Consider the following 22,111-nt stretch of genomic DNA (forward strand, 5'->3'; position numbering starts at 1 on the left):
GTTACTGTTCGAAGTGATCCGTAACGAACCGGTCGAGCAGGCGCACGCCGAAGCCGGTCGCGCCCTTGTCGTGGTGGTTGCCGGGCTTGTCCGCCCATACCATCCCGGCGATATCGAGATGCGCCCAGCGCACGCCGTCGTCGATATACCGCTTCAGGAACTGCGCGGCGGTGATCGACCCGGCACCGCGCGGCCCGATATTCTTCATGTCGGCGATCGGGCTGTCGATCAGCTTGTCATAGGCAGGCGACAGCGGGAAGCGCCACAACAGGTCGCCCGATTCGCGCGATGCGGCCAGCAGCTGGTCGGCCAGCGAATCGTCATTGGCGAACATTCCGCCATGTTCGCTGCCGAGCGAGACGATCATCGCGCCGGTCAGCGTGGCGAGATCGACGATCGTCTTTGGCGAATGCGTCTTCTGGACCCAGGTCAGCACGTCGCACAGAACGAGGCGTCCTTCGGCATCGGTGTTGAGTACCTCGATCGTCTGGCCCGACATGCTGGTGATGACGTCGCCGGGGCGCATTGCCTTGCCATCGGGCATGTTCTCGACCAGCCCGACGACGCCGACGACATTGGCCTTTGCCTTGCGCGTGGCCAGCACCTTCATCGTTCCGGCGACGGCACCCGCGCCGCCCATATCCCACTTCATGTCCTCCATGCCGGGTCCGGGCTTGAGCGAGATACCGCCGGTGTCGAAGGTCACACCCTTGCCGACCAGCGCGAGGTCGACATCGCCCTCACCCTTTCCGTTCCAGCGCATCGCCAGCAGGCGTGCTTCCTTTTCCGAGCCAAGGCTGACACCGAGCAGCGCGCCCATGCCGAGTTCGGCCATCTGCCGTTCGTCGAGGATGGTCAGTTCGATGCCCAGTTCGGCCAGTTCGCGGCATTTTTCGACGAAGCTGACGGGGTAGAGGATATTCGGCGGATCGGTGACCAGCGTGCGGGTCAAGTCCATCCCCTGCGTGATCGCATCGGCGGCGACGAACGCATCGTCGATCCCCTCGGGCGCGTTGGCGATGGTGATCGTCGTCAGCGTCGGCTTCGATTTTTCGGGTTGCCTGGTGCGATAGCCGTCCTGCCGCCAGCCGCGCTGGGCAGCCGTCGCCGCGAAGCGCGCGACCGATGCCACTGATGCTTCGGTACCCGCGAAATCGACGGTCAGGTCGGTCAGCCCCGACAGCAGGAACCGCCCGGTCAGCGCGCCGCCCGCCTTTTCCAGCGCCGCGCCGTCACCGGCACCGATGCCGAGCAGGATGACGCGGTTGGCGCTGTCGCCTTCGCCGGGGACGAAGATTTCGGCCATCGAACCGGCTTCCCCCTCGAACCGGCCGGCACGGGCGGCACCGGCGACCAAGGTGGCGGTCGCATCGTCCAACCCGGCCACGGCTATCCGGTCGAGCCCTCCCGTAGCGACGGGCAGGACGAGGGCGGCGGCGGTTCCCCGGTCGGGGGCGAACTGGATCGAGATCGACATGCACTTCCTTCTACGCTGGCGCATCGGCGCTGATCGCTTCTAGGCCGCGGGGCGTGGGCAGGTAAAGCGGGTGGACGGCGATTGCGGTTCCGGCTGCACGATGCGATAGGCACGGGCGACAGGCTCGCCATGGGGCGGCGACGGTGCTGGGGAAGCGGGACTAGTGGTGCGTTCGATCGGGTCACTTGCCCTTGGGTTGACGTTGGCGTTCGGAGGGCCGGCCTTTGCGCAGGACCTGCAGGATCGGGCCGCGCCGCCGCCCGCGCCCGAACAGGCGCTGCCGACCCCGCCGACCAGCGACCAGATCGATTTCTCGTCGGACCTGCTGGAATATGACAGCAACGCCGATATCGTCACCGCCAGCGGCGAGGTTCGCCTGCTGCGCGACGGCAACCGGCTGCGTGCCGACCGCGTGACGTGGAACCGCAAGTCCGGCCAGGTCGTGGCGGACGGCAATATCGCGGTGACCAACCCGCAGGGCGACATCGCCTATGGCGACCGGATCGAACTGACCGACACGCTGAAGGACGGCGTGGTCGACAATATGCTGGTCGTGCTCGACGAAGGCGGGCGGATCGCTGCGAAACGCGGCACCCGGTCCGAAAACGGCGTCGTGACGGTCGAGAGTGCGGCCTACACCCCGTGTTCGGTGACCAATTCGGCGGGCTGTCCGAAGGAACCGTCGTGGAAGATCACCGCGATCCGGGTCCGCTACGATCCGGAGCGCAAGCGCATCCGCTATACCGGCGCAGGGCTGACGATCTTCGGCCTGCCGACCATTCCCTTGCCGTCCTTTTCGCATTCGATCGGCGAGGGCAGTGATTCGGGGCTGCTGGCACCGTCGATCCGGCTCGACCGAGTCAACGGGGTCGAGGTCGCGGTCCCCTATTATTTCAACCTCGCGCCCAATCGCGACCTGACGATCACGCCGCACGTCTACACCGCGGTCCTGCCGATGGTGCAGGGCGAGTATCGCGCGCTGACGACGAACGGCGCGTATCGGGTACAGGGCTATGCCACGGTCAGCCGGCGGAGCGACGATCTGGTCCTCGGCATCGTGCCGACCGGCAGCGAACAGTCGTTTCGCGGCTATCTCGACGCGGTCGGGCGGTTCCAGCTCGATCCGAACTGGGCGGTGTCGGGATCGCTGCGCTATACCACCGACCAGACGTTCCTGCGCCGCTACGACATATCGCGCGACGATCGCCTGCGCAACAACGTGACGGTCGAGCGGATCGATCGCGATTCGATGCTGACGATCAGCGGTTGGGCGGTGCAGACGCTGCGGGTCGGCGACGATCAGGGGATGCAGCCGGTCGCATTGCCCGAACTCGATTACCGCCGCCGGTTCAACGGCCTGCTGGGCGGGGTCGCGCAGGTGCAGCTCAACACGCTGGCGATCGGCCGCAGCGAAGGGCAGGATACGCAGCGCGCCTTTGCCGCCGCGCGCTGGGACCTGACGCGCTACACGCCGCTGGGGCAGGAAGTGACGTTTACCGCCTATGCGCGCGGCGACGTGTATAATGCGCATGATACGATCGATACCGCGGTGCTGAGCTATCGCGGCGACGAGGGCCTCACCCCGCGTGGTATCGCGGCGGCGGCGATCGATATTCGCTGGCCGTTCGTCGGGCCGCTCGGGTCGGGTACGCAGCGGATCAGCCCGCGCGTGCAGCTGGTGGCTTCGCCGAAGATCGCGAATCTGGCGGTCCCGAACGAGGATGCCCGCGCCGTCGACCTCGAGGATTCGAACCTGTTCGCGCTGAATCGCTTTGCCGGATATGACCGGTTCGAGGATTCGTCGCGCATCACCTACGGCCTCGACTATGCGCTCGACTTGCCCGGCGTGACGGTGGCGGCGACGGTCGGCCAGAGCTACCGCGCGAGCGAGCGTGCCAGCATCCTGCCGAGCGGCACCGGGCTGGACGATCGCTGGTCCGATATCGTCGGGCGGACCGATATCCGGTTCCGCGAACTGGTCAGCTTCACCCATCGCTACCGGCTCGACAAGGACGGGTTGAAGATTCGCCGCAACGAACTGGACGCGACGGTCGGCAGCCGTCGGACGTACCTTCAGGTCGGCTATCTCCGGCTCAATCGCGATATCGACGAACTCGAAGATTTGCAGGACCGCGAGGAAATCCGCTTTGCGGGTCGCGTCGCGTACGGCCCATTCTGGTCGGCGTTCGGATCGGCGACGGTCGACCTGACCGACAAATCGGAGGATTCGCTATCGCTGTCCGATGGTTATGATCCGATCCGTCACCGGCTGGGCGTCCAGTATGAGGACGACTGTCTGCGGCTGGGGCTGACGTGGAAGCGCGATTACCAGCGGATCGGCGACGCGCGCAGCGGTAGCAGCTATCTGGTAACGCTGGCATTGAAGAACCTTGGGCGATAAGGCCCTGTTCAGGCGCGGCGGGTCATGAATTTGCCCGAATGGTGCGGCACCGCCCTGATTTCGCGCGCATGGGATATGACGACCAAGTGACCAACAACATCGTGAATGTCGGCCGCATCGGCCGTTCGATCGCCGGATTCGTCGCGATCGCCGCCGCCGCCACGCTGGCGGCACAGACCGTCAGCGACGGACAGGAGGTGCCCGGGGCCAACCTGAACCTGCCGGGCAACCCGATCATCTTCGGGAAACTCGACCCGAATATCCGCAAGCCGACCGCGATCGTGAACGATACGGTGCTGACCGGCACCGATGTCGACCAGCGGATGGCGCTGATCGTCGCGCTGAACGATTTCAAGCTCAGCGACGCGGACCGCGAGGTGCTGCGCCAGCAGGTCGTGCGCCAGTTGATCGACGAAACGCTGCAGATCCAGCAGGCGAAGGCGAAGGACATCACCGTCACGCCGGCCGAGCTGGAACAGAGCTTCAACCGGCTGGCCAAGCAGCGCTTCAACCAGACGCCCGAGCAATTGCGCGCCTATCTGCGGACCGTCGGGTCGTCGGATCGTTCGCTCCGGCGGCAGATCGAGGGCGAGCTGGCGTGGAGCCGGTTGCTGCGGCGGCAGGTCGAGCCGTTCGTGAATGTCGGCGAGGAGGAAGTCGCCGCCGTCATCAAGCGCATGGAGGAATCCAAAGGCGCGGAAGAATACAGCCTGCGCGAAATCTATATGAGCGCCACGCCCGACCGCGCCGCCGAGGTGCAGGCGGGCATGACGAAGATGATCGAGCAGATCCGGCAGGGCGCGCCGTTCGAATATTTCGCGCGCAATTTCTCCGAAGCGTCGACCCGTGCGGTCGGTGGCGATCTGGGCTTCGTGCGGCTGAACATGCTGCCCGACCCGTTGCAGCGGGCCGCGCAACAGATGCAGGTCGGGCAGATCGCCGGGCCGATCGAGGTACCGGGCGGCTATTCGATCCTGTATCTGACCGACAAGCGGCAGGTGCTGACCGCCGATCCGCGCGATGCCAAGCTGGCGCTGCGGCAGTTGTTCCTGCCCTTCCCCGCCGGCACGACCGAGGCGCAGGCGAGCGCCAAGGTCGCGGCCTTCACCGAAGCGACCCAGACGATCCGCGGGTGCGGCGACGCGACCAAGATCGCGCAGGCGCAAAAGGCGGAAATCGTCGACAACGACGCGGTGACCGTCCGCAGCCTGCCGCCGGCGCTGCAGGAAATCATCCTGAAGCTGAACGTCGGACAGGCGACCCCGCCCTTCGGTTCGCCCAAGGACGGCGTGCGCGTGCTGGTGCTGTGCGGTCGCGAAGACGCGCGCAACGGCGCCTTGCCGAGTGCGGCGCAGATCCAGCAGGGACTGGAGCAGGAACGCGTCAACCTGCGGGCGCAGCGGATGATGCGCGATCTGCGGCGGGACGCGGTGATCGAGTATCGCTGAGGGAACGGGCGCGATGCGGGGAATTGCTCCTCTGGCGGTATCGATGGGCGATCCCGCCGGGATCGGTCCGGAGGTGATCGCCAAGGCATGGGACCGGCGGGAGGGCGAGACGCTGCCCTGTTTCTTCGCGGTCGGTGACGTCCGCGCGGTATCGGCAGTGTGGAACGGGCCGGTCGCGCGGATCGACGACCCGCGCGATGCCGCCGACGTGTTTCGCCGTGCGCTGCCGGTGATATCGGTGGTCGACGACGACGCGATCGTGCCCGGACGGCCCGATATCGGTGGTGCGCGTTGCGCATTGCAGTCGCTCGAATTGGCGGCGGGGCTGGCGCGATCGGATGCGGCGTCGGCGCTGGTGACGGCCCCGGTGTCCAAGGCCGATCTGTACCGGGTCGGTTTCGATTATCCGGGGCAGACCGAATTTGTCGCCGAACGCTGCGGCGTGGCGCGTGAGAATGCTGTGATGATGCTCGCCGGACCGACCCTGCGCGTGGTGCCGGTGACGATCCACGAACCACTGGCGGCCGTGCCGCAGGTGCTGACAGTGGAGCTGTTGCTCGCGCGGGCGCGGGTCACGGCACGCGGCCTGATCCGCGATTTCGGGATCGAGGCACCACGGCTTGCGCTGGCCGGGCTCAATCCGCATGCCGGCGAAGGCGGCGCGATCGGACGCGAGGAAATCGACGTCATGATGCCCGCGGTGGAGCAGTTGCAGGCCGAAGGAATCGATATCGTCGGCCCGCTGGCCGCCGACACCATGTTCCATCCCCGCGCGCGGGCGCGATATGACGCGGCGCTGTGCGCCTATCATGATCAGGCTTTGATCCCAATCAAGACGTTGCATTTCGACGACGGCGTCAACATCACGCTGGGCCTGCCGATCGTGCGGACCTCGCCCGACCATGGCACCGCCTTCGACATTGCCGGGCGCGACATGGCGGAGCCGGGCGCGATGATCGCCGCGATTCGCATGGCGGGCGAAGCCGCCGCCCGCCGGGCCGCCGCGTGAGCATCGCCCCGGTCGGCGACTTGCCGCCGCTGCGCGAGGTCATCAAGCGGCACGATCTGTCGGCGAACAAGGCACTGGGGCAGAATTTCCTGTTCGATCAGCAATTGCTCGACCGGATCGCGCGCGTGCCCGGCGACCTGCACGATCGGGAAGTGCTGGAGGTCGGACCCGGGCCGGGCGGTCTGACCCGCGGGCTGTTGCTGGCCGGGGCGAAGGTGACCGCGATCGAGCGCGACCGTCGCTGCATTCCGGCGCTCGAGGAACTTGGTACAGCGTTTCCCGGACGCCTGCGCGTGATCGAGGGCGACGCCCTAGAAATCGATGCGCCGTCGTTGTTCGAAGGGCGGCCGCATATCGCGTCCAACCTGCCCTATAATGTCGGAACCGCGCTGTTCGTCGGCTGGCTGTCGGCGGCGTGGGAACCGTGGTGGCAGAGCCTGACGCTGATGTTCCAGCGCGAGGTGGCGGACCGGATCGTCGCCAGTGCCAATGACGACGCGTTCGGGCGGCTGGCCGTCCTGGCGCAGTGGCGCAGTGCGGCGCGAATCGCGATGCCGGTGCATCGCAGCGCCTTCACCCCGCCACCCAAGGTCATGTCGGCAGTGGTGCATGTCGTCCCGACCGAGGCACCCGAAGGCGTTTCGCTCAAGACGCTCGAACGCCTGACCGCTGCGGCATTCGGACAGCGACGCAAGATGTTGCGGCAGAGTTTGAAGGCGGTGCCGGGCGCGATCGACGCGGCCGAAGCGATCGGCATCGATCCGACGCGTCGCGCGGAAACGGTCAGCGTTGCCGAATTCGTGGCGATGGCGCGGGTACTGGACGCGGGCTGAACCGGGTAGCCCGCGATCCTTACTGCCGGATCGCGTACCGGGCATTCACCCGGGCCTGCGTCTCGATCGCCTTGGGAGCGACGGCAATTTCAACCCGGGGACGCGCATTGCCAAGGCTCATCGACCCGATATCGTCCGCCGACATCGCCATATCCATCTGCGCGTTCGGATCGTGCAACGCCAGCAATTCGCCCAGCCGAACGCCTGCACCGGCGGCCATCGCCTCCGCCTTCGCGCGGGCGGCGGCGATCGCGGCGGCAGTTGCGCGGCGTTGTGCTTCCGTCGGATCGCGTAACGAGAACCCCTGTATCCGCGCATCCCGCGCGCCCAGTCGGGCGACGGCACCGACGGCGGTCCCGGCCCGATCGACCGCGCCCGTCCGCGCGGTGCCCTGCAAGGTCGCGATGTACCCGGTCACGGCGCAGTCCCCCTCGCTCAGACGGGGGCGGCTGTTATAGCCCGTGAAATTCTCGCATTTGTCGGATCGGGCTTCGATCACGCTCACCTCACCCGACGACAATCGCGCGCCACGTCCGAGCAGCGCCGTCAACTCGGCGACGATCGCTCGCTGCTTCGTTGCCAAGGCCGCGCTGGCATCATCGGCGGTCCTGCCTTCACCGATGACGGAATAGGAGATGGTCGCCACGTCGGGCGGCGTCGATACGGTGCCGACACCCATCACCTGAATGAGCGGTACCCGTTCGTCGGCAGATTGGGCCATTACCGGAGTCGCGATCAGGCCAAGGAGCAGTATCATCGCCCGTCGCATCGCATCTCTCCCCCGCCTGTTTTGCGATGCTAGGGGTCGCAAACGACCGGGTAAAGGCGGTTACTGCTTCATCGGAGCGACGGTGCCCGGCACCGGTACTGCCGGCGGCGTCTGGAGCGCAGTCGCCGTCACCGGCGGTCCCTTGGCGATGGACGCTGCCAGTTCGTCGCTCGCCGGGCAGGTCGCACCGCAGACGGTCTTCAGCTTCGCCAGCGTTTCGCGCGCTCTGGTGACCGCACCCTTTTGGACCAATGCCTCGCCCTCACCCTTCAGCGCGACGACGTCATTGGGTTCGAGGCTCAGCGCCTCGCGGTACAAGCGGATCGATTTGCCGGGCAATCCTTGCCCACGCGCAATGTCTGCCAAGGCGATGTAGGCAGGACGATTGCGCGGATCGACGACTAGGGCGCTTTCGATAAACCCGACCGCACCCTCGATATTGCCCGATGCCTGTGCGGCGCGGCCCTGTTGCAGCAATGCGGTCGAACGCGGGTCGATCTGGTTATCGGGACGCTGCCCGCTGAGCGAGGTCGACGCGCATACCAGCGCGAGCGCGGCCGCGACCGAAACCGAGGTGAACCGCATCAACTTCTCCGACCGCGACACTGCCTTATCCCCGGCCTAGCCGTGCGACGAAGAAGCCGTCGGTTGAATCGGATGCCGGGGTCAGGCGCATTCCCGGACCGTGGACGCGCCCGCGCGGCAATGCAAGCGGCAGCGCGCGCCATTCGGGATGCCGGGTCAGAAACGCATCGACCTGCCCCGCCCCTTCGGCATCGAGCAGCGAACACACGACATAGGTGATGGTGCCGGTCGGCGCGGTCAGGCCGGCTGCGATGTCGAGCAGCCGCTGCTGTGTCGCGACCACCCGGTCGAGCCGATCGGGGGTCAGCCGCCAGCGCGCCTCCGGGTTGCGCCGCCAGGTGCCGGTACCCGAACACGGCGCATCGACCATCACCCAATCGGCCTGCCCGGCGACATCCGCCAACATCGCCGCTTCCTTGCCCGGATCGAGCAGCCGGGGTTCGGCGACCGACACCCCGGCGCGTGCGGCGCGGGGGGCGAGCCGCGACAGACGCGGGCGATCGGTATCGGTGGCGAGGATGCGCCCCTCCCCCGCCATCTGCGCGGCGATCGCCAGCGTCTTGCCGCCGCCACCGGCGCACAGGTCGATGGCGAAGCCGCCCGGTTCGGCGCAGGCGGCGAGCGCGACGATCTGGCTGCCGAAATCCTGCACCTCGGCACGACCGTCGCGCAGCGCCTCGCTATCCGGCAGCGTGTCGGCGGGCAGCCGGATCGCGTCGGGCAGATCGGCCGCCGGTTCGCCGCCCAGTTCGCCGAGCAGCGCATCGCGATCGGTCCGCAGGCGGTTGACGCGGATATCGAGCGGTGCGCGCTCCAGCAGCGCGGCAAGGTCGGCATCGTCCAGCCCCGAGTGCCGCAACGCATCGACCAGCCATTCCGGCGCGAAACCCGGCTCGGCGCGGGGTTCGCCGGCAGCGATCGGCGCGGGGCCATAGGACGAACCGTCGAACGTCGCGGCGAGATCCTGATCGCTTTCGGCCAGCGCCACGATCGCGGCGCGGGCATTGACCGGTACCGCGCCGAACCGGCGGACCGCATCATAAGCGAGGGTGCGGATCGCGCGGCGATCCTTCGACCCGGCATAGCGGCGGGCGGCGAAAAACCGTTTGGCGACCTGATCGCCCGCCGCCCCACCGGTGCGTGCGGCGTCGAGGATCGCATCGACCAGATCGATCGCCGCCTGGGTACGTGCCGCCGGAGTCATACGCTATTGTCCAGAAAAACCATGCCCGACGCTACCAACATAACCTGGATCAATCCAGTGTCCGAAGCCACACGCGCGGTGCCGTACCGTCGAACGCGCGGTAGCGGGAAAGAGCACGGACGCGTCGAAAAGGCTGCGTGCCGCCGGCGACACGCAGCCGCCGATCGTCAGCGTGTCGGGTAGTTCGGCGCTTCGCGAGTGATCGTCACGTCATGGACGTGACTCTCGCGCAACCCAGCATTTGTGATGCGGACGAAGCGGGCACGCTCCTGCAGATCGGTGATGGTGTTCGATCCGGTATAGCCCATCGCCGCCTTCACCCCGCCGACCAGCTGGTGGATGACGTCCTTGGCCGGCCCCTTGAACGCGACCTGCCCCTCGATCCCCTCGGGTACCAGCTTCAGCTGATCCTTGATATCCTGCTGGAAATAACGGTCGGCCGAACCCTTGGCCATCGCACCGACCGAGCCCATGCCGCGATAGCTCTTATAGGCGCGGCCCTGATACAGGAAGGTTTCGCCGGGTGCCTCTTCGGTACCGGCGAGCAGCGATCCGATCATCACCGCCGATGCGCCGGCGGCCAGCGCCTTGGCGACGTCGCCCGAGGTGCGGATGCCGCCATCGGCGATGACCGGAACGCCGGTTCCCGCCGCTGCCTTTGCCGCGTCCATGACGGCGGTCAGCTGCGGCACGCCGACGCCGGCGACGACGCGGGTCGTGCAGATCGAACCCGGACCGATGCCGACCTTGATCCCGTCCGCACCCGCATCGATCAGCGCGCGGGTCGCTTCGCCGGTGGCGACGTTGCCGGCGATGACCTGCACATGCGGTGCGATCGCCTTTACGCGCTTCACCGCCTCGGCAACCTGCCGGTTGTGGCCGTGCGCAGTGTCGATGACGATCAGGTCGCATTCGGCCGCGATCAGCGCCTCGGTCCGCTCGTAACCCTTGTCGCCGACCGTGGTCGCGGCGGCGACGCGCAGACGGCCGGTCCCGTCCTTGGTCGCGTTGGGATAGGTGACCGCCTTCTCGATATCCTTGACGGTGATGAGGCCGACACAGGCATAGTCGTCGTCGACGACCAGCAGCTTTTCGATACGACGATGGTGCAGCTGGCGACGCGCCTCTTCCTGCGAAACGCCGATGCGGACCGTGGCGAGGTTTTCGTGCGTCATCAGCTCGGCGACGGGCTGGTTCGGATTTTCGGCGAAGCGGACGTCGCGGTTGGTCAGGATGCCGACCAGCTTGCCCGAACCCTCGACGACCGGAATGCCGCTGATCCGGTGCCGTTCCATCAGCGCGCGCGCGGCCGAGAGCGGGGCGTCGGCGGTGATGGTGATCGGGTTGACGACCATGCCGCTTTCGAACCGCTTGACCGCGCGCACCGCCGCGACCTGTTCCTCGACGGTCAGGTTGCGGTGGAGCACGCCGATCCCGCCCAGCTGCGCCATGACGATCGCCATGTCGGCTTCGGTCACCGTGTCCATCGCGGAGGACAGGAACGGGATGTTAAGCGCCAGATCGCGCGCGACGCGGGTGCGCGGGTCGGCCTGGCTGGGCAGTACGTCCGATTCCTGCGGAACCAGCAGTACGTCGTCGAAGGTCAGGCCGAGGGTGATATCCATAACAGGCGTCGTCTCGTCTTCAGTTGGCGGGGTAGCGGATCGGGTCGGCAAGCGCGCGGGCGAGCGCGATATGCAGGTCGGCATCCTCGGCGGCACCCGACATGTCGATATGCGCGAGGTCGTCGTTCGGTTTGTGATAGGGGCCGTCGAGATAGGCGAACAACCGCTTCATGTCGCTGACCGAACCGGTCGCCATGACGGCGGGGATGCCGCGTTTGCCGAACGCCCAGCCGTCCTGCCGCTGCACCATGATGTTCGCTTCGGTATCGGTATCGACCTTACGGCCGATCGCGCGGGCGGTGGCGTCGACGATCGCGTCGATTTTGGGATAATTGCCGCGCCCGACCATCGCCACCGGCATGCCGGTCGGCACGATCGCGGCGGTATCGATATTGAGGTTCGCGACAATCTTCAGCGGGGTTTCGGCGACGGCGACGGCATAGGCGTCGGCACCGATCAGACCCTTCTCCTCCGCCGTCGTCGCGACGAAATAGATGCTGCGTTCGGGACGCGGGCGCTTGGTCAGGACCTTGGCCACTTCGATCAGAATCGCAGTGCCGCTGGCGTTGTCGGCCGCGCCGTTGCAGATGCGGTCGGGTGCGCCTTCGGGACGGCAAATGCCGATATGATCCCAATGCGCCGACAGTAGAACCGCTTCGTTCGGACGCGTCGCGCCGGGGATCATGCCGACGATATTGGCGGTGGTGTAGCGATGGACGCTGCCGGTCGCGGCAATATCGATCGTCGTCGCGGCACGGACCGGACGGAAGTCCGCGGCGATGGCGGCCTTTCGCAGATCGGCGGCCGATCGGCCCAGCAGCGTTTCGGCCAGCGACGCCGGCACGACGCCGCTGAAATCGGGACGCTTTGCGGTGCCGGTGACGGTCGCGCTGGTGAAGCTGTGGGCGACATCGGTCCATGGCGCCTGCGGCGGCGCGATCAGCAGCACGCCGATCGCACCGGCCGCCAGCAACGCCGAGTTACGGTCGGCGGTCGGGACGGGCGGCGCATCGGGCGCGGTACCGCCGATGACGACCGCGATCGCACCGTTCAGCGGCGTACCGCGCATTTGCGCCGGATCGCCGCGACCGACGAAGACGAGCGGCGCGCGCTGGATATCGGTCTTGGCGGACAGACCGAGCCCTGCGATCTGATCGGCGGTCAGTGGCGTGGAACGATCGCCCTGCCGAACGACGGCGGTGATCGTTCCCGCGCGATATTCGGCCAGCGCCACTTCCTGCCGCCAGCGGCCATCGGGCGCGCCGGGCTTCAGGCCGGCGGCGGCGAAGGCCTGCAACACATAGGCTTCGGCCCGGTCACCGCCGGGCGTGCCGGGTTCGCGGCCTTCATAGGCATCGCTGGCCAGCACCGCGACATGGTCGCGCAGCATTTGTGGCGTGATCTGCTGGGCGAGGGCCGACGAGCCGCTGCACAGCAGGGCGGCGAGTCCGAGGATCGGGCGGAGCGACATGCGCCCCACTATCGATCCGAAACGTGACGGGCAAGCGTCAACGCGCGCGTTCGATCAGCCTTCGCGCGGTTTCGACGTGCATATCCTCGATCATCCGGTCGCGAAACCGTTCCGCCCCGCCGGTCGCGGCGGCAATCAGCGCCCGTGCCTCGTCCAGTTCGGCGGGACTGGGCGAGAAGGCGGCATTGGCAGCCGCGATCTGGCCGGGGTGGATCACCGATTTTCCGTCGAAGCCGAGCGCGCGACCCTCCGCACATTCGCGCGCCAGCCCGTCGGCATCGGCGAGCGCGTTGAACACGCCGTCGATCGCCCAGCCGCCCGCCGCCCGCGCCGCGAGCACCACATGCTGCAACGCCAGCGTCATCGCCCCCCGCCCCGCATCCGGTGGCAGGCGCAAGGCGGCGGCAAGATCGTTGGTGCCGATCATCAGCCCGACCACGCCGGGCGATGCGGCGATCTCCGCCGCGGCCAGTACACCGCGCGGCGTTTCGATCATCGCCAGCACCGCGCGCCCGGCAAGCGGGGCGAGTTCCGCGCCGCATTCGACCTTCGGCACTACGATCAGCGGACCGGCAATGTCCCGGATCGCTGCCAGATCGGCGGCGAAATGTGCGCTGTCGGGGGCGTTGACCCGAATGGCGGCACGCGGTCCGAGGCGGTCGATCGCCGCTGGCAACGCCGTGCGCGCCGCCGCCTTTTCATCCGCACGGACCGCATCTTCGAGGTCGAGGACGATCAGGTCGGCGGGCAGGCCGGCAGCCTTTTCGATCATGCCAGAGCGCGCCGCGGGGACGAACAAAAGACTGCGCGGCGCAAGGGGGATGGTGGGTTCCATCCGGGCGCTATGCTAGACCCGTCCCTGTCGAGGCAAGCGGGGATGAACGATGATAGTGGGCGTGATCGCGGCACTGGTCCTGGTGGTGCTGCTCTACCTGTTCGCGAGCGTGAAGATCGTCACGCAAGGGCATCAATACACGATCGAACATTTCGGTCGCTTCACCGCGGTCGCCCGGCCCGGGTTCAACTTCTACCCTGCCTTTTTCTATCGTGTCGGCCGGAAGGTGAACATGATGGAGCAGGTGATCGATATACCGGGACAGGAAATCATTACCCGCGACAATGCGATGGTGTCGACCGACGGAGTCGTGTTCTTCCAGGTGCTTGACCCGGCCAAGGCGGCCTATGAGGTGTCGGACCTGTATGTCGCGCTCCAGCAGATCACGACCACCAATTTGCGCACGGTGATGGGGTCGATGGATCTGGACGAGACGCTGTCGAAGCGCGACGAGATCAACGCCCGGTTGCTGGGGGTCGTCGACCACGCCACCAATCCATGGGGCGTGAAGATCACCCGGGTCGAGATCAAGGACATCCGCCCGCCCGCCGACATCGTCAACGCGATGGGCCGACAGATGAAGGCCGAGCGCGAGAAGCGCGCCAATATTCTGGAAGCGGAAGGCACGCGTGCGTCCGAAATCCTGCGTGCCGAGGGACAGAAACAGGCCCGCATCCTCGAAGCCGAAGGCCGGCGCGAGTCGGCGTATCGCGACTCCGAAGCGCGCGAACGTGCCGCCGAAGCCGAGGCGAAGGCGACGCAGGTGGTGAGCGACGCGATCAAGTCGGGCGGTACGCAGGCGATCAATTATTTCATCGCCCAGAAATATGTCGAGGCGGTCGGCAAGTTCGCGACCAGCCCCAATGCCAAGACGATCCTGTTCCCGGTCGAGGCGACGCAGTTGATCGGGACGCTGGGCGGGATCGGCCAGCTGGCGAAGGAAGCGCTGAGCGAAACCACGGACGGAACGCCGGCACCCGCGCTGCGCGATCGGCCGGTCGGTCCGTTCGAACCGCCCGCGCGATGATCGACAGCGGCTATGGCTGGCTGTTGCTGGCGGCGGCGCTCGGTGCCGCCGAACTGGCGGTGCCGGGCGTATTCGTCGTGTTCGTGGCGATCGCGGCGGCGATCACCGGTCTGCTGGCGCTGTTGTTTCCGGCGCTGACATTGCCGGCCGAACTGGCGGTGTTCGGTGCGTGGAGCGTGGTGACGGTGCTGATCGGACGGCGCTGGTACGCCGAATATCCGGTCGACAGCGACGATCCGTTGCTGAACGATCGCGCGGCGCGGCTGATCGGGCAGCAGGTCGTGGTGGTCGAGGCGATGGTCGGCGGCTGCGGCCGCGTGCGGGTCGGCGACAGCGAATGGATCGCGCGCGGACCCGATCTGCCGGTCGGCCACCGCGTCCGGATCGTCGGGGTCAGCGGATCGACCCTGACGGTCGTGGCGGACGATTGACGCGCAGCGCCGGGGACGGGACAAGGCACCGACACTTCGTTCACCCGATGCTTCGTTTACAAGGGATTGCCGATGGACCTGACCCGCCGCGACTGGATCGCCGGAGCCGCCGCGACGACGCTCGCCACCGCCCTGCCCGCCCGCGCGCAGAACGCGCCGGTGGCCGCCAGCGCCGCGGACACGACAGCCGAGGCGACGCTGTCGCGGATCGCCGAGGCGATGCTGGTCGATTCGCCCGAGTCCGCCAGCGGTCTGGGCATCGATACCGGCGCGCGTGCCGCGCTGAAGGCGCAGCTGGGCGATCGGTCGGCAGCCGGACAGCGCGCCGTTGCCGATCATCTGCGCGCGCATGTCGCGACGCTGAAGACGATCGATGCGGCCAAAGTCTCGGCGGCGACGCGCACCGATATCGATGTCGTGCGGACCGCGTTCGAAACCGCGCTCGACGGGTTTGCCCTGCCGTACGGTGACGTCGCCGTCGGCGGGTGGCGCAACACGCCCTATGTCGTGATCCAGAATGTCGGGGCCTATCTCGACGTGCCGCGCTTCCTCGACAGCGATCACAGCATTGCGACGAAGGCCGATGCCGATGCGTATCTGGCGCGGCTGGAAAGCTATGCGACGCAGCTGGGCGGGGAGACGGCACGGGTGCGCGCCGCGTCGGCACGTGGCGTGGTGCCGCCCGACTTCCTGCTGGACAAGACGCTGAAGCAGATGACGCAGGCGCTGGCGGGCGATCCGGCCGGCTGGGACGTGGTGACGTCGCTCACCCGGCGTACCAAAGACATTCCCGGCGACTGGGGCAATCAGGCGGCCGCCATCACCCGTGACAAGGTCAAGCCGGCGCTGGAACGGCAGCTGGCGGCGATGCAGGACGACCGGAAGAAGGCGACGTCGGATGCCGGCATGTGGGCGCGGCCCGATGGCGATGCGTGGTATCGCTGGGGGCTGCGCGCATCGACGACGACCAATATGACGCCCGACGAGGTCCATGCGATGGGCCGCGACGAACTGGCCCGGTTGCAGTCGCAGATGGACGTGATCCTGAAGGGGCTGGGCTATAGCAAGGGCAGCGTCGGCGCGCGGATGACGGCGCTGGGCAAGGACCCGCGCTTCGTCTTTCCCGAAGGGGATGCCGGACGCGCGCAGATCATGGAACTGGTGCAGAACCGGCTGCGCGATATCCGCGCCCGGATGCCGCGCGCGTTCAACACGCTGGCACCGGGCAATGTCGAGGTCCGCCGCATCCCGCCGGTCGAGGAAGCGGGTGCGCCGGGTGCGTATGGCGGGGCCGGTTCGATCGACGGCAAGGTGCCGGGCAAGATGTGGATCAACCTGCGCACCACCGGCATCTGGACCCGCTATTCGTTGCCCACGCTGGTCTATCACGAAGCGATTCCCGGCCATGTCTGGCAGGGCGAATACAGCTTCCGCCTGCCGCTGATCCGCTCGCTGCTGCAATTCAACGCCTTTTCGGAAGGATGGGCGCTCTATGCCGAGCAGCTGGGCGACGAACTGGGCGCATATGAGGGCGATCCGGTCGGGCGGCTCGGCTATCTCCAGTCGATCGCGTTCCGCGCATGCCGGATGGTGGTCGATACCGGGCTGCACGCGAAACGCTGGACGCGGCAACAGGCGATCGACTGGTTCGCCAGCACCAATGGGTCGAGCGTCGATGAGGTGACCGGCGAGGTCGATCGCTATTGTTCGTGGCCGGGGCAGGCCTGCGGCTACAAGGTCGGCCATTCGGAGATCAACCGGCTGCGTGATCGGGCGAAGGCCGCGCTTGGCGGACGCTACGACTTCAAGGCGTTCAACGATGCGGTCGTGCAGGGCGGCGGGGTGCCGATGACGGTGCTCGGGCGCAATGTCGATGCGTTCGTGGCTGGGCGGAGAAAGTAGGGTTTTCGCTTCCAGCCGCACACGTCACCCCAGCGTAGGCTGGGGTATCTCCCGGCTCCTGTCAGTCCCTACCCGCAGGAGACCCCAGCCTGCGCTGGGGTGACCTTGGTGGAAACGAGTTGCTCCCCTCCCCCATCAACCGCCACCCGCCGGCGCGGCAACGCTTCGGGCATCTCGTCGCGGATATAGGCCAGCATCCCCTCGCGCAGCGAACAGCGCAGGTCGAAGGCGCGGGCGGCGTCGGAGGCGGTGGCGAGGATGCGAACCTCGATCGCGTCGGGCTTGGTATCGGTCACCTGCAACACATAGGCCCGCCCGTCCCAGAGCGGATCGCTCTTCACCAGTTCCTCGAACCGCGCGCGCAGGCGCGGGATGTTGGTCGTGGGGTCGAGCCAGAAGAACGCCGATCCCAGCAGGCCGCTGGTCGTGCGCGTCCAGTTCTGGAAACTCGATTCGAGGAATTTCGATACCGGTACCACCAGTCGACGTTCGTCCCACAGGCGGACGACGACATAGGTCAGGCGGATTTCCTCGATCCGGCCCCATTCATTCTCGATGATGACGACGTCGTCGATGCGGATCGGTTCGGTGAACGCCATCTGCACGCCGGCGATGATGTTCTTGAGCGCGGGCTGCGCGGCGGCACCGACCGCGAGACCGGCAAGGCCCGCCGATGCCATCAGCGTGACCCCGATCGAGCGGATGCTGGGGATCGACAGCAGCATCAGGCAGACGGTGATGAAGCCGATGGCGATGATCGCGATCCGCCCCAATATGGCACTGCGTGTCCGCCGACGCCGGGCGCGCAGATTGTCGGCGACGGTGATGTCGGTCGCGACCTCCACCGCCTTTACCGACGCGCGGATCATCGCGATCGCGAACCATCCCATCAGCAGCGGCACGATCAGCCCCGCCATCTGCGTCCACAGATCGTCCCAGCGATCGGGCAGGCGCAGCGGCTTGCGGACGCTGGCCAGTCCCATCGCCACCAATATCCAGCGCATCGGCCGAAACGCATGGTCGACATAGACGTCGTCGACCGATCCCGGCGTACGTTCGGCAAAACGCAGCAACAGGCGAAAGGCGACGGCGTGCAGCAGCAGCGCCGCCAGCACCGACGCGGCGACCGTGGCGAGATCGGCGGCGGCCGGGGGCAGTGTGTTCAGATACCGTTGTACATCGCGCATGGGCGGGCAACCTTTTGCGCCGCAGCATGTTCCGGGCACCCGCCGAACGAAGCCGCGACGCTTGGCTTTCGCGACCCGACCGGCTAGGTTGTCGCCCAACCGAAACATTCCCCGAAAGCATCGAACTTTGACAGACGCGACGCTGATCGCCGACCCATCCGATATCGCCCCCATCTCGATCGTGGACGAGATGCGGTCGAGCTATCTCGACTATGCGATGAGCGTCATCGTATCGCGCGCGCTACCCGACGTGCGCGACGGGTTGAAGCCGGTCCATCGCCGCATCCTGTTCTCGGCACAGGAAAGCGGCTTCGTTCCCGGCAAGCCGTATCGCAAATCGGCGCGTATCGTCGGTGACGTGATGGGTAAATATCACCCGCACGGCGACACCGCGATCTATGACGCCCTCGCGCGCATGGCACAGCCTTGGTCGATGCGGCTGCCGCTGATCGATGGTCAGGGCAATTTCGGTTCGATGGATCCCGATCCGCCCGCCGCGATGCGCTATACCGAGGCGCGGCTTGCCAAGTCGGCGATGGCGCTGCTCGACGATCTCGACAAGGATACGGTCGATTTCGTGCCGAACTATGACGGGTCGGAGCGTGAGCCTGCTGTCCTGCCGGCGCGCTTTCCGAACCTGCTGGTCAACGGCGCGGGCGGGATCGCGGTCGGCATGGCGACCAACGTCCCGCCGCACAATCTGGGCGAGGTGGTCGACGCCTGCCTCGCCACGATCGACCGCCGGGTCGAGGGCGGCGAGCCGCTGACGCACGAGGAACTGTGCGAGATCGTGCCGGGACCGGATTTCCCGACCGGCGCGCTGATGCTCGGCCGGGCCGGTGCGCGCGCGGCCTATGCCGGCGGGCGCGGGTCGATCATCCTGCGGTCGCGCCACACCGTCGAGGCGCGGGGCGAGCGGCGGTCGATCGTCCTGACCGAAATCCCGTTCCAGGTCGGCAAGTCGGGGCTGGTCGAAAAGATCGCCGAGGCGGCCAAGGACAAAAGGATCGAGGGCGTCAGCGATATTCGCGACGAGTCGAACCGCGAAGGCGTGCGCATCGTCATCGACCTGAAGCGCGATGCGACGCCCGACGTGGTGCTCAACCAGTTGTGGCGGCACACGCCGGCGCAGTCGAGCTTCGCTGCGAACATGCTGGCGATCCGTGGCGGCCGACCCGAACTGCTCAACCTGTCGCAGATCATCGACGCGTTCGTCGGCTTCCGAGAGGAGGTCATCACCCGGCGGTCGAAATACGAGCTGGCCAAGGCGCGCGAGCGGGCGCACCTGTTGCTCGGCCTCGTCATCGCAGTCACCAATCTCGACCAGGTGGTGCGGATCATCCGCGGGTCGGACAGCCCCGCCGCCGCCCGCGCCGCATTGCTGGCACGCGAATGGCCGGTCGCCGAGATCGCGCCCTATCTGAAGCTGGTCGAGGCGGTCGAGGCCGACCTGACCGACGACGTGTACCGGCTGTCCGACCTGCAGGTCCGTGCGATCCTCGATCTGCGCTTGCATCGCCTGACGGCACTCGGCCGCGACGAGATCGGCGATGAACTCAAGACGCTGGCAGCGTCGATCAGCCACCTGCTCGAAATCCTCGGCAACCGGGGCATGCTCTATGCGGTGATGCGGCAGGAACTGGTCGAGATCCGCGCCGAATTCGCGACGCCGCGCCGGACCGAGATCGCCGGTGCCGCCGACGGGATCGACGACGAGGACCTGATCGAGCGCGAGGAGATGGTCGTTACCGTCACGGTGCAGGGCTATATCAAGCGCACGCCGCTCGACGCGTTCCGTGCGCAGAAGCGCGGCGGCAAGGGCCGCGCGGGCATGACGACGAAGGACGAGGATGCGATCACGAACCTGTTTGTGACCAGCACCCACACCCCGGTGCTGTTCTTCTCGACCGCCGGCAAGGTGTATCGCATGAAGGTGTGGCGGCTGCCCGAAGGTGGGCCGGCGACGCGTGGACGGCCGATGGTGAACCTGCTGCCGCTGGCGGCGGGAGAGACGATCTCGACCGTGCTGCCATTGCCCGAGGACGAGGAACGCTGGGCCGACCTGCACGTGATGTTCGCGACCGCGAACGGCACGGTGCGGCGCAATTCGATGGACGCGTTCGCCAACGTGCCCACCGCGGGCAAGATCGCGATGCGCTTCGATGATGACAGCGACGATCGCCTGATCGGCGTGGCGCTGCTGACCGAGACCGACGACGTGCTGCTTGCGACCAAGGCGGGCAAGGCGATCCGTTTCAGCGCGACCGACGTGCGCGAGTTCCAGAGCCGCACCTCGACCGGGGTGCGCGGGATTGCGCTGGGCAAGGACGACGAGGTCATCTCGCTGTCGATCCTCGGCGGGTTCGAGGCGAGCGCCGACGAGCGCGAGGCGTATCTGAAGGCGGCACCATGGAAGGAAGGCGACCGCGAGGTCACGCTGTCGGCCGAACGCATGGCCGAGTTCGAGGCGGCGGAGGAGTTCATCCTCACCGTTACCGCCAACGGCTTTGGCAAGCGTACCTCGGCCTATGAATATCGCCGGACCAATCGCGGTGGTCAGGGGATCACCAACATCGTCACCTCCGACCGCAACGGCCCGGTCGTGGCGAGCTTCCCGGCGCATAATGGCGAGCAGCTGATGCTCGTGACCGATCAGGCCAAGCTGATCCGCACCACCGTCGGCGATATCCGCGTCGCGGGCCGCAATACGCAGGGGATCACCATCTTCCGTGTCGGCATGGGCGAACAGGTCGTGTCGGCGGCGAAGATCGACGAGGACGAGAACCCCGAGAACGAAGCCGAAGCGATCGTCGCCGAGGAACGCGCCACGATGCCGCCGGCCGAAGGCGATATCGTCCTCGACGACGGCACCGGCCCCGCGACGATCAGCGAGAAGGATATCGAGGAATGACCGCCACGACCGCCTTCAAGGTGCTGACCGCCGCGCAGATGGCGGCGCTGGAGACGGGCAGCTTCGACGGCGCGCCGGTCGATCTGGCCGATGGCTATATCCACCTGTCGACCTTCGAACAGTTGACGGAAACGGTCGACAAGCATTTCGCCGGGCAGGACGATCTGCATGTAGCCGAGGTCGATCTGGAAGCATTGGGCGAGGCGGTGAAGTGGGAGCCGTCGCGCGGCGGGCAGTTGTTCCCGCATGTGTACGGCCCGCTTCCGCTGGAGGTGGTGGTGGCGTACGGGCCGCTGCATCGGGATGATGCGGGGCGGGTTCAGCGGCCGGTAGCGGGCTAACTCCTTCCCGGCACGAGGAGGGAGACCAGCTGCAGGCTGGTTGAGGGGCGTCGCCGCAAACGGTGTCGCTTGGGGCATTGCCCCTCCACCGCCGCTACGCGGCGGTCCCCCTCCCCATCTGTGATGGGGAGGATTTAGGCGTACAACTCCACTACCTCCGCCCCCTGCCCGACCGCTTCTAGCAACAAGGTCCGGTGGCAGTGCGCCGGCTCGCGCTCGAAACAGAGCAACGCCGATGGCATTTCGGCGGCCAGCCCCAGCATGATCGCCGCCTGCGCCTGTGCTTCGGGCAGTTCGAGCTGTTCGTCATACACCGCACGCAGCGTGGCGACGTCGCCCTGCTTCGCTGCGTCGCGCCCGCGCTTGGGCGTGCCGAGCGCCTTCAGATGCACATAGTCGATCGCGTGCGTCGAAAGTTCGGCGGCGAGCGAGGATTTCGAAAAGCCCGGCCGCCGCGACAGGGGCAGCGCGCGCACGTCGATGACCCGCCGCACCCCTGCCGCCTGCAACGCCGCCACGAATTCGGCCATCGTCACCGCCTCATAGCCGATGGTGTAGATTTTCATGCGCCCTCCCTTCGTCGTACGCCACCAACGCGCAACCCGATAAATCGACGGTCCGTTTCGTACGTTCATTGCCGGTTGGGCTTGTCGGG

18 protein-coding genes are annotated in these 22,111 nt (G+C 67.1%); 9 read left to right on the forward strand and 9 right to left on the reverse strand.

Translation table 11 applies throughout. From position 1 onward, the window contains the following. Position 1: 1 nt before the first annotated feature. A complete protein-coding gene (locus ASE70_RS04450; protein ID WP_056501945.1) occupies positions 2 to 1,471 on the reverse strand; it encodes a leucyl aminopeptidase in 1,470 nt (489 codons plus the stop codon). A 208-nt stretch (positions 1,472 to 1,679) separates the two neighbouring features. Between ASE70_RS04450 and ASE70_RS04455 the strand changes: the two genes are divergently transcribed. The 4 genes from ASE70_RS04455 (at position 1,680) to rsmA (ending at position 7,168) form a co-directional block, all read left to right on the forward strand. Beyond that, the gene (locus tag ASE70_RS04455) at positions 1,680 to 3,878 is read left to right on the forward strand and encodes an LPS-assembly protein LptD (protein ID WP_235519595.1); all 2,199 of its coding nucleotides are present in this window, start codon (positions 1,680 to 1,682) and stop codon (positions 3,876 to 3,878) included. An 86-nt stretch (positions 3,879 to 3,964) separates the two neighbouring features. Next, positions 3,965 to 5,326 carry a peptidylprolyl isomerase gene (locus tag ASE70_RS04460; RefSeq protein WP_235519597.1) on the forward strand — a complete coding sequence of 454 codons (1,362 nt, stop codon included), beginning with the start codon at positions 3,965 to 3,967 and terminating at the stop codon, positions 5,324 to 5,326. 13 nt (positions 5,327 to 5,339) lie between these two features. Continuing rightward, positions 5,340 to 6,335 (forward strand): 4-hydroxythreonine-4-phosphate dehydrogenase PdxA, encoded by a 996-nt coding sequence (gene pdxA, locus ASE70_RS04465; protein ID WP_082438967.1) that lies wholly within the window; start codon positions 5,340 to 5,342, stop codon positions 6,333 to 6,335. Next, positions 6,332 to 7,168: a 16S rRNA (adenine(1518)-N(6)/adenine(1519)-N(6))-dimethyltransferase RsmA gene (gene rsmA / locus ASE70_RS04470; protein ID WP_443024830.1), complete on the forward strand. Its 837-nt coding sequence runs from the start codon at positions 6,332 to 6,334 to the stop codon at positions 7,166 to 7,168. Before pdxA ends, rsmA begins: the two co-directional genes overlap by 4 nt. 19 nt (positions 7,169 to 7,187) lie before the next feature. Here rsmA and ASE70_RS04475 read toward each other — a convergent pair whose 3' ends face one another. The 6 genes from ASE70_RS04475 to ASE70_RS04500 all read right to left on the reverse strand — a co-directional run bounded on the left by ASE70_RS04475 (position 7,188) and on the right by ASE70_RS04500 (position 13,657). Continuing rightward, positions 7,188 to 7,925, reverse strand: a complete 738-nt coding sequence (locus ASE70_RS04475; protein ID WP_235519601.1) for an SIMPL domain-containing protein — start codon at positions 7,923 to 7,925, stop codon at positions 7,188 to 7,190. A 72-nt stretch (positions 7,926 to 7,997) separates the two neighbouring features. Next, the gene (locus ASE70_RS04480) at positions 7,998 to 8,522 is read right to left on the reverse strand and encodes a tetratricopeptide repeat protein (protein WP_056501825.1); all 525 of its coding nucleotides are present in this window, start codon (positions 8,520 to 8,522) and stop codon (positions 7,998 to 8,000) included. A gap of 25 nt (positions 8,523 to 8,547) precedes the next feature. Continuing rightward, positions 8,548 to 9,726, reverse strand: a complete 1,179-nt coding sequence (locus ASE70_RS04485; protein ID WP_056399875.1) for an RsmB/NOP family class I SAM-dependent RNA methyltransferase — start codon at positions 9,724 to 9,726, stop codon at positions 8,548 to 8,550. A 167-nt stretch (positions 9,727 to 9,893) separates the two neighbouring features. Beyond that, the gene (gene guaB / locus ASE70_RS04490; protein ID WP_056399872.1) at positions 9,894 to 11,351 is read right to left on the reverse strand and encodes an IMP dehydrogenase; all 1,458 of its coding nucleotides are present in this window, start codon (positions 11,349 to 11,351) and stop codon (positions 9,894 to 9,896) included. A 19-nt stretch (positions 11,352 to 11,370) separates the two neighbouring features. Then, positions 11,371 to 12,822 (reverse strand): M28 family peptidase, encoded by a 1,452-nt coding sequence (locus tag ASE70_RS04495; RefSeq protein WP_056501827.1) that lies wholly within the window; start codon positions 12,820 to 12,822, stop codon positions 11,371 to 11,373. 37 nt (positions 12,823 to 12,859) lie between these two features. Next, entirely contained in the window at positions 12,860 to 13,657 is a 798-nt protein-coding gene (locus ASE70_RS04500) for an HpcH/HpaI aldolase/citrate lyase family protein (protein ID WP_056501830.1), read from the reverse strand. Positions 13,658 to 13,706: 49 nt separating this feature from the next. On the opposite strand from ASE70_RS04500, the gene ASE70_RS04505 reads away from it, so the two are divergent. The 3 genes from ASE70_RS04505 (at position 13,707) to ASE70_RS04515 (ending at position 17,017) form a co-directional block, all read left to right on the forward strand. Further along, positions 13,707 to 14,684: an SPFH domain-containing protein gene (locus ASE70_RS04505; protein WP_056501831.1), complete on the forward strand. Its 978-nt coding sequence runs from the start codon at positions 13,707 to 13,709 to the stop codon at positions 14,682 to 14,684. Next, complete coding sequence (locus ASE70_RS04510) at positions 14,681 to 15,115, forward strand: NfeD family protein (RefSeq protein ID WP_056501835.1); 435 nt, start codon at positions 14,681 to 14,683, stop codon at positions 15,113 to 15,115. Before ASE70_RS04505 ends, ASE70_RS04510 begins: the two co-directional genes overlap by 4 nt. A 72-nt stretch (positions 15,116 to 15,187) precedes the next feature. After that, complete coding sequence (locus tag ASE70_RS04515; RefSeq protein ID WP_056501836.1) at positions 15,188 to 17,017, forward strand: DUF885 domain-containing protein; 1,830 nt, start codon at positions 15,188 to 15,190, stop codon at positions 17,015 to 17,017. Positions 17,018 to 17,085: 68 nt separating this feature from the next. Here the strand turns inward: ASE70_RS04515 and ASE70_RS04520 are convergent, their stop codons facing one another. After that, positions 17,086 to 18,204 carry a mechanosensitive ion channel family protein gene (locus ASE70_RS04520; protein ID WP_056501840.1) on the reverse strand — a complete coding sequence of 373 codons (1,119 nt, stop codon included), beginning with the start codon at positions 18,202 to 18,204 and terminating at the stop codon, positions 17,086 to 17,088. 127 nt (positions 18,205 to 18,331) lie between these two features. On the opposite strand from ASE70_RS04520, the gene gyrA reads away from it, so the two are divergent. Continuing rightward, entirely contained in the window at positions 18,332 to 21,115 is a 2,784-nt protein-coding gene (gene gyrA, locus ASE70_RS04525; RefSeq protein WP_056501842.1) for a DNA gyrase subunit A, read from the forward strand. Next, positions 21,112 to 21,456 carry a DUF952 domain-containing protein gene (locus ASE70_RS04530; RefSeq protein ID WP_056399846.1) on the forward strand — a complete coding sequence of 115 codons (345 nt, stop codon included), beginning with the start codon at positions 21,112 to 21,114 and terminating at the stop codon, positions 21,454 to 21,456. Before gyrA ends, ASE70_RS04530 begins: the two co-directional genes overlap by 4 nt. Before the next feature lie 134 nt (positions 21,457 to 21,590). Here the strand turns inward: ASE70_RS04530 and ASE70_RS04535 are convergent, their stop codons facing one another. Beyond that, positions 21,591 to 22,022 carry a DUF488 domain-containing protein gene (locus ASE70_RS04535; protein ID WP_056501845.1) on the reverse strand — a complete coding sequence of 144 codons (432 nt, stop codon included), beginning with the start codon at positions 22,020 to 22,022 and terminating at the stop codon, positions 21,591 to 21,593. Positions 22,023 to 22,111 lie beyond the last annotated feature (89 nt).

This window comes from Sphingomonas sp. Leaf22 (assembly GCF_001421715.1).
Lineage (GTDB): Bacteria > Pseudomonadota > Alphaproteobacteria > Sphingomonadales > Sphingomonadaceae > Sphingomonas.

What these genes read in the sequence shown, in the direction of transcription:
- guaB (WP_056399872.1), bottom strand. Translation starts at nt 11,351, where the DNA reads ATGGATATCACCCTCGGCCTGACCTTCGACGACGTACTGCTGGTTCCG.
- ASE70_RS04535 (WP_056501845.1), bottom strand. Translation starts at nt 22,022, where the DNA reads ATGAAAATCTACACCATCGGCTATGAGGCGGTGACGATGGCCGAATTC.
- ASE70_RS04520 (WP_056501840.1), bottom strand. Translation starts at nt 18,204, where the DNA reads ATGCGCGATGTACAACGGTATCTGAACACACTGCCCCCGGCCGCCGCC.
- ASE70_RS04500 (WP_056501830.1), bottom strand. Translation starts at nt 13,657, where the DNA reads ATGGAACCCACCATCCCCCTTGCGCCGCGCAGTCTTTTGTTCGTCCCC.
- ASE70_RS04475 (WP_235519601.1), bottom strand. Translation starts at nt 7,925, where the DNA reads ATGATACTGCTCCTTGGCCTGATCGCGACTCCGGTAATGGCCCAATCT.
- ASE70_RS04510 (WP_056501835.1), top strand. Translation starts at nt 14,681, where the DNA reads ATGATCGACAGCGGCTATGGCTGGCTGTTGCTGGCGGCGGCGCTCGGT.
- pdxA (WP_082438967.1), top strand. Translation starts at nt 5,340, where the DNA reads ATGCGGGGAATTGCTCCTCTGGCGGTATCGATGGGCGATCCCGCCGGG.
- ASE70_RS04480 (WP_056501825.1), bottom strand. Translation starts at nt 8,522, where the DNA reads ATGCGGTTCACCTCGGTTTCGGTCGCGGCCGCGCTCGCGCTGGTATGC.
- ASE70_RS04495 (WP_056501827.1), bottom strand. Translation starts at nt 12,822, where the DNA reads ATGTCGCTCCGCCCGATCCTCGGACTCGCCGCCCTGCTGTGCAGCGGC.
- ASE70_RS04530 (WP_056399846.1), top strand. Translation starts at nt 21,112, where the DNA reads ATGACCGCCACGACCGCCTTCAAGGTGCTGACCGCCGCGCAGATGGCG.
- ASE70_RS04485 (WP_056399875.1), bottom strand. Translation starts at nt 9,726, where the DNA reads ATGACTCCGGCGGCACGTACCCAGGCGGCGATCGATCTGGTCGATGCG.
- ASE70_RS04515 (WP_056501836.1), top strand. Translation starts at nt 15,188, where the DNA reads ATGGACCTGACCCGCCGCGACTGGATCGCCGGAGCCGCCGCGACGACG.
- ASE70_RS04505 (WP_056501831.1), top strand. Translation starts at nt 13,707, where the DNA reads ATGATAGTGGGCGTGATCGCGGCACTGGTCCTGGTGGTGCTGCTCTAC.